Raw genomic sequence first — 3042 nt, 5'->3', positions numbered from 1 at the left:
ATCCATTTGCGCAGTTGATTGGCATTGACTTGAGCCTTGAGCGCCATGCCTGCCACCGATGCGCCAGGCCGAAGACACAGCTCAATCAAACGCCGTTTGGCCACCGGCTCGTAATCGCGTTTNCCATTGCGCCGGACACGCACTACTCGCAGTGGAAAGCAGTCAACATCAATATCGTCAGTGTTCATGGTTTGCGTTCGCAAAGTGTTTGCGGACGCAAGCCTGCCAAGACTCACCCTATAAAACTAGGACGCCGTTTCTCGGTCGCTTACATTCCATGGCACGGACGTTGCACATAGTCGATCCTGCGATGTACCTGCTCCCTTGCGAGCGTGAAGCATCCGCCAACGCCTAGGCGGTGTTGTCCGGAAACATACAGCGAATGTCGCGACGAGTAACCATAACTGCGGGCACCTCCGCTTCTGCCGCAATGCCTTGTGCGGCGAGGGAAAAATAAATGATTGCACGACTACATCACTGGATGATCGCTTTTAGTCTGCTAGCCGGTCTCGGCGGCTGTGGAGGGGGCGCTTCCGGCACAAATCATGAAACAGGCACTGCCCCAACCGTATCCGGAACCGTAGGAGGAGCTATTACTCCCATTCCACCGGCTACCCCACCGGCTACCCCACCGGCCGCACAACCGGGGACAGGAGGGAGGCCACCAGGAAAGGCGGTGCTGACGCCAGCAGTGCTCGTACCAACTGTCCGGTTTATAGAGCAGATGCCCGCTGAGCAGTTTGTCGGTCCGACCTACTCACCCGAAGGCGGGGAATATGACCTCGGCTCCGTCGTCGTGAGTACCGCTGACGTTTCACCGGCTGTTTTTCTCACTCGTATTCATGGCTGGATTCGCTATCCGGGTGCACCAGTGAACCCGTCCGGTACCGCGCCGACCTCCTATCCCGTGGTCATATTCCTCCATGGCATGCATAATCGGTCTGAGCCCAGCTTCGAAGGGTACGACTATCTGGCAAATGACCTTGTTGTGCATGGTTATGTCACGCTGTCAATAGATGCGAACGACATTAATGCGTTTTGCCCATCGACGGCGATTGGGTGTATTCACGGGGGAGCGGGCGATTATTCATCGCAGTCGCGAGGCCAACTGGTCCTTGCAACACTCGACCGTCTCAAGAAATTGAGTGATGGGGGTCAAACCACGACCGGTATACAGATCCCGAAGCAGTTGATTGGCAAGATTGATTTTAGCCGGATTGGCATCATGGGGCACTCCCGAGGTGGCCAGGGTATCAACGACGCCATCCAGCTTAATGATCGGCGCATTGGTGTCAGTCTGCAACAGCTACGCTCGGCCACCGCCGAACTGCAAAATGAAAAAGACAATTGGGCAGGTAATACCTGGTTTGCTGCGCCCGGCGCAGCCGTGACCACCGGCACAAAGGCGGCGTTCCTCACGACGCTCAACACCCTGATAGCCGAGCTAAGCGTGAACGGTCTATCTGATCAGGATCTGTCAACATTCCTCGACATGAATAACGTCATGCTTTCTCCTGAAGCGGGCGACTGGTCGAACACTCCACCGAAATATGTTTTCAAGGCCGCGCTCTCACTTGCGCCAACAGACAGCCAGTCCTACCGGAAGATCGCCAGCGTGCCCTTTGCCGCGATGGTGGGAACATGTGATGGAGACGTGAACAATTTGTCCGGAACACACGTGCTCGACAACAACCGCTTCAGCAGGGATCCTGCCGACTCGGCTCCGCGGTTCCAGATTGTGGTACGCGGGGCTAATCACAATTACTTCAATAGCCAATGGACAAAGGACGATTACAGCGGATTACAGGGAGATTACTGCTATGCAGACGCCACGCACGCGACCAGACTGGCTACAGCCGATCAGCAATCCATCGGGCTATTCGTGATCAACAGTTTCATGCGCAATTTCGTTGGGGGAGAAGCGGTGTTTGCTCCCTACTGGAATGGCACAGCCAGACTGCCAGCGGCGGCCTGTCCGGGGAGTCAGGCACCTTGTGATAACCGGGTGGTGCTGACGATTCAGATCAATGGAGTCAACGGACATAAAATGATTGCTCCATTCGACGAATATGGCCTGAACCAGCCCTACGACAGCACAATCTCGACCTTGCAGACGGGCGGTCCGCTGGACCTGATCGACGCATCCGCCTTTCGAGGTAACGTATACACTTGCGCGACGGATCTCACCCTGGGGGATGGAGCCATACCGACCTGTACACAGCCCTCGCCGACGGGGATATTCTTCAGGACAGGTCCTGAAGGCCCGCTTAGTACCTACGTAGGCGGGTTGCTGTCGATCGCCAATCAGGTTCAGTTCACACTGACCGGACCAAACATGACGCTGCCGGTTACGCTTAAGGAACCCGCGTACGGGCCAAGCGGCCAGCCGGTAACGGCAAACGCCCTGTCGACGGTTGGGTTTGACACATTAAGCTTCCGCATCGCAATGGTCCGACCCCAGCCCTCCGTTGAGGGAATGCTCGCGGCGCAGCAGGTGAGTGTCACACTCACCGATAGCAAGGGGCGCGACTCACCGGCGATACTGGTCAGTGACTTCTCCGACGCGCTGGACAGCAGCATGGGACTGTCGATTCCCCCCCAAAGCTCAATGCCCGAGTTGCTGAACATGGTGGCAATCCCACTCGACGCATTCGGGCCTGATCCCGCATCAAAAAGCACGTTCGATATCACTCAACTCAGCAAGCTGACCCTGAAGTTCGCCAATGCGCCCAATGATGGCACCGCGGTCTCCTTGACCGACCTCGAACTGCAGAATTTCGGACGCAACGTTCACTGAGTGTGTGCCGGCCTGAGCGCCTGCTCACGACTTTAGTTTCCGTTCGTCCAATTTTCCCAAGGTGGATTTTTATGCACCTCTGTCGCTAAGTGCACAAACGCGAATCGAGGGTGCTTGGCCGTTTAACAGGAAGCTGAATGCGCCACGACGCCAACCTATCAGCCCGGAGCGAAGGTTTCTGGCACGCGCGCAGCAGCATTCGCGGGCTGTGCGCGAGGCATCGGCGTGAGTCAGAAACGCGCTCA

The 3042-nt window shown here is 56.7% G+C and carries 2 protein-coding genes; one reads left to right on the top strand and one right to left on the bottom strand.

The window, feature by feature from the left end; genetic code table 11:
- Positions 1-188, bottom strand: a 188-nt coding sequence (locus A3AG_RS32405) for a helix-turn-helix domain-containing protein (protein WP_157625306.1), incomplete at its 3' end; no start/stop codon positions are given.
- Between the two features lie 488 nt (positions 189-676).
- Here A3AG_RS32405 and A3AG_RS30960 point away from each other — a divergent pair.
- The gene (locus tag A3AG_RS30960; RefSeq protein ID WP_145987300.1) at positions 677-2797 is read left to right on the top strand and encodes an alpha/beta hydrolase; all 2121 of its coding nucleotides are present in this window, start codon (positions 677-679) and stop codon (positions 2795-2797) included.
- Positions 2798-3042 lie beyond the last annotated feature (245 nt).

The organism is Cupriavidus neocaledonicus (genome assembly GCF_000372525.1).
GTDB classification, from domain to species: domain Bacteria; phylum Pseudomonadota; class Gammaproteobacteria; order Burkholderiales; family Burkholderiaceae; genus Cupriavidus; species Cupriavidus neocaledonicus.
Note: the sequence above shows the minus strand (reverse complement) of the source record. Positions and strands in the feature narration are given on the sequence as shown.